The organism is Luteimonas sp. J29, assembly GCF_000472505.1.
In the GTDB taxonomy this organism is placed as follows: Bacteria; Pseudomonadota; Gammaproteobacteria; order Xanthomonadales; family Xanthomonadaceae; genus Luteimonas.
Map to the genome: position 1 here is coordinate 1 of NZ_AWZR01000017.1, position 3353 is coordinate 3353.

The 3353-nt window shown below is 73.8% G+C and carries 3 protein-coding genes and 1 pseudogene; all 4 read right to left on the reverse strand.

The window, feature by feature from the left end; translation table 11 throughout:
* Positions 1-1596: MCP four helix bundle domain-containing protein (locus LUTJ29_RS0114340; protein WP_027073108.1), on the reverse strand; the 1596-nt coding region annotated here is incomplete at its 3' end.
* 59 nt (positions 1597-1655) lie between these two features.
* Positions 1656-2036: a hypothetical protein gene (locus LUTJ29_RS0114345; protein ID WP_043741673.1), complete on the reverse strand. Its 381-nt coding sequence runs from the start codon at positions 2034-2036 to the stop codon at positions 1656-1658.
* A gap of 85 nt (positions 2037-2121) precedes the next feature.
* Positions 2122-2919: a flagellar brake protein gene (locus tag LUTJ29_RS0114350; RefSeq protein ID WP_051323058.1), complete on the reverse strand. Its 798-nt coding sequence runs from the start codon at positions 2917-2919 to the stop codon at positions 2122-2124.
* A 125-nt stretch (positions 2920-3044) separates the two neighbouring features.
* Positions 3045-3353: pseudogene (locus LUTJ29_RS0114355) on the reverse strand (methyl-accepting chemotaxis protein); the annotation flags it as partial.

Consider the following 3353-nt stretch of genomic DNA (forward strand, 5'->3'; position numbering starts at 1 on the left):
GGTGAGTTCCTCCATGGACGAGGCGGTTTCCTCGAGCGAGGCGGCCTGCTGCTCGGTGCGGCGCGACAGGTCGTTGTTGCCCGCGGCGATCTCGCCGGAGGCGGCGCCGATCGCATCGGCCGCGGCCTGGATCCGGGCGACGATCGCGGTCAGCTGCTCCACCGTGGCGTTGGCGCTGTCGCGCATCGTCGCGTACACGCCCTGGTAGTCGCCTTCCATGCGCACGGTGAGGTCGCCCTCGGCGAGCGCGGCGAGCACGCGCGAGACCTCGTGCAGGCTGGATGCGTTGGCGTCGAGCAGGCCGTTGAGCAGGCTGGCCAGCTGCAGGTAGAAGCCCTGCTTGCCCTCGAGCGCGATGCGGTGCGACAGGTCGCCGGCGGCGGCGGCCTCGACCACCTGCGCCAGCTCGGTCTCGACCCGCACCTGCGGGGTGCGGTCGCGCCATTCGACCACGTAGCCGAGCAGGGCGCCGTCGGCGTCGCCGACCCGGGCGATGCTCTCGCCGAAGTGCGCCTCGCCAAGCGACACTTCGTCGTGGTGGACGTCGTGCAGCTGTTCCAGCACCGTGGCCAGCTGCGCGGGATCGCGGTGGAACGCCTCGAGCGGGGTGCCCACCAGCTGGCCCGGCTCGAAGCCGGGCAGGGCGACCGCGACGTCGTCCTGGTACTGGCGCAGCAGGTCGGCCACGGCGTGGTTGGCGTAGATCACGCGGTGCGCGGCGTCGGTGATCATGACGCAGGTGCCGGAGCTGTCGAGCGCGGTGCGGATGCGCAGGTTCTCGCTGGCGATCGCCTGGTCGCGTTCGATCCGCTCGCGCAGGTCGTGCTGCATGCGCTGCATGGCCCGGAACAGGTCGCCGATCTCGTCGCTGCGGCGGGTGTCGATGGTGGTGTCGAGCTTGCCGGCGGCGACGTCGTTGGCGACGGCGGCCGCCTCGCGCGCGGCGCGGGTCAGGTTGCGCGCCATCGCCCACGCCACCGCCAGGCCGACCGCGATGCCGGCCAGCAGCAGGACCAGGGTCAGGCTGTTGGATGCGGCGTAGGCACGGCGGGCATCGGCGGTCGAGGCCGCGGCGACGCGGTTGGATGCGTCCGAGAGCGCGGCCAGCGCGGCGCTGGTGGCGTCGTGCAGGCGGCTGGTCTGGCCGATGAAGGTGTCGACCGCGTCGTCGGGCAGTTCGAGGTCGAGCAGCTCGTTGACCTCGTCGTAGGACTTGCGCGCCGCCGCCCAGGCCGCCACCAGTTCGGCCAGCAGGCGCTTCTCCTCGTCGGTGGACGCGTACTGGCCGTAGGCCTCGAAGTTCTGCGCCAGCTGGGCATCGATCGACGTCGCCCGCTCGCGCGCCTCTCGCTTGGCCGCGTCGCTGGCGCGCACCAGTCCGCGGTAGGAGGCGGTGCGGTACTCGCCCAGCAGGCCGCGGGTCTGGCCGACCAGGGTGACGGCCGGCACCACCGTGCCGGCCACCTGCTCGCTCGCGCGGTCCATCGAGCGCATGCCGAGGTAGGCCCCGATGCCCTGGACGAGCATGATCAGCAGCAGGACGCCGAAGGCCAGCATCAGCTTCGGCATGAGTTTCATGTTCGTGAAGACGTGCATGGTGGTTCCGCCTGGCTTGGGTGGGCGACCGGGGTCCGGAGCGGCGCGGGGCCGCGGCGTTACTTGATCGTCGCGAGCTTGACGTCGCTCGGCGAGCCGATCGCGATCTCCGCGCGCGAGGCGTCGCGCTGGATCGTGCCGATCACGCACACGTCGCGGCCCTCCAGTTCTTCCGGGGTCGGCCGGAACTTGCCGCGCAGCTCCTGCGGGATGCGCGCGGAGAAGGTGTGGCGCGGGAACATGCCGCCCATGTGCAGGAACGTCGGCTGGCCTTCGGAGTTCTCGGCGTAGCGGGTCTTCTCGACCTTGCCGCAGACCATGCCGGTCTGGCCGACGTGGCGGGTCGCCTGCTCGGGACGGATGGCGTCCTGGGCGAGGACGGTGGAGGCGCAGCCGCCGGCAAGCAGCGCGACCAGGAGGCGAAGGGTCCTGACGGTCATTGGGTGTACTCCATGGGGATGGGGGTGTCTTCGCACCCGTTGCCCCGGTAGCGGCCGCGCGCGCCGGGACTTTAGCCGCCGGTCCTCAGCCGCCGCGGCGCAGGCGCGCGTTGCGCTGGCGCTCCACCCGGAAGATGTACTGCATCACCTGCTGCTCGACCGCGGGCGGCAGGTCGACGAAGCGGCAGCCGGCGCGCCACCAGTCGACGTTGCCGCGCACGCCGTCGCGCGCCAGCCAGGCGACCTCGATCGCCACCGGCACCGGGTCGGCGTCGCCCAGGCGCAGGCGACAGGGCGGCAGCCGGGTGCCGGCCTGGAATCCGTGCACCGTCTCCCCGGGAACCGCCAGCGCCACGCCGCCGCCGCTCAGGTCGAGCGTGCGCAGCGGCTGCCGGGGCGTGGCGCCCGCGGCGGCGTCGAACTCGACGGTGGCGGTCGCGGTGGCCGACATGGGCAGCCGGTAGCTCTCCCGGCGCTGCAGCCGCAGCAGCGATTGCGGCCACGGGGCGAGGAAGGCGACGAAGTCCTCGTGGACGGTCCGGGTCGGCGTCGGCAGCCGGAACCGGATCGGGACCAGGTCGAGCTGGGCGCTGCACACCAGCCGCGTGGCCTCGGCCATGCGCCGGTTCATGGCCTCGTCGCGGTTGCCGTCGAGCAGCAGGGTGCCGTCGTCGCGGACCTCCAGCAGCGCGGTCGGGCAGGCATGCCCGCCCGGCACCAGGCGCACGCTGACCAGCGCCCGCGCCTCGGCCAGGCCATGCAGGACCTGGCCGATCCCGCGGGCGTCGCGCAGCGCGAACGGGGACAGCTCCTCGTCGTCGGCCAGGTGCGGGAATTCGGGGTTGGGCATCGTCCAGGGGCGGCTGCGACCGCGGTCGGTCATGGGGACTATCGGCCGCCGGGCGCCGCAATTGACCCGCGGGGACGGTCGCGCCCGCGCGCGGCCGTCCGCGGAAAACGGAAAGGGCGCCCCTGGGCGCCCCTTCGTGACGTCGCTGCGGCGTGGCCTCAGAACTCCAGCCACTCGCCCTCGGCGTCGCCTCCGGCCGCGACCCTGGCCGGGCGCGGGGCCGGCCGCGCCGGGGCCGGCGCAGGCGCCGGCTTGCGCGGCTCGAGCCGGGCCACGGGCGCGGGCGCCGCGGGCGCCGACGCCGCCGGCCGCTCGGCCAGGCGGCGCTCGCCGTCCTGCAGCCGGAACACCGCCACCGTCTGCACCAGCTGCCCGGCCTGCTGCTCCATGCTGCGCGCGGCGGCGGTGGCCTCCTCGACCAGGGCGGCGTTCTGCTGGGTGGTCTCGTCCATCTGGGTGATGGCCTG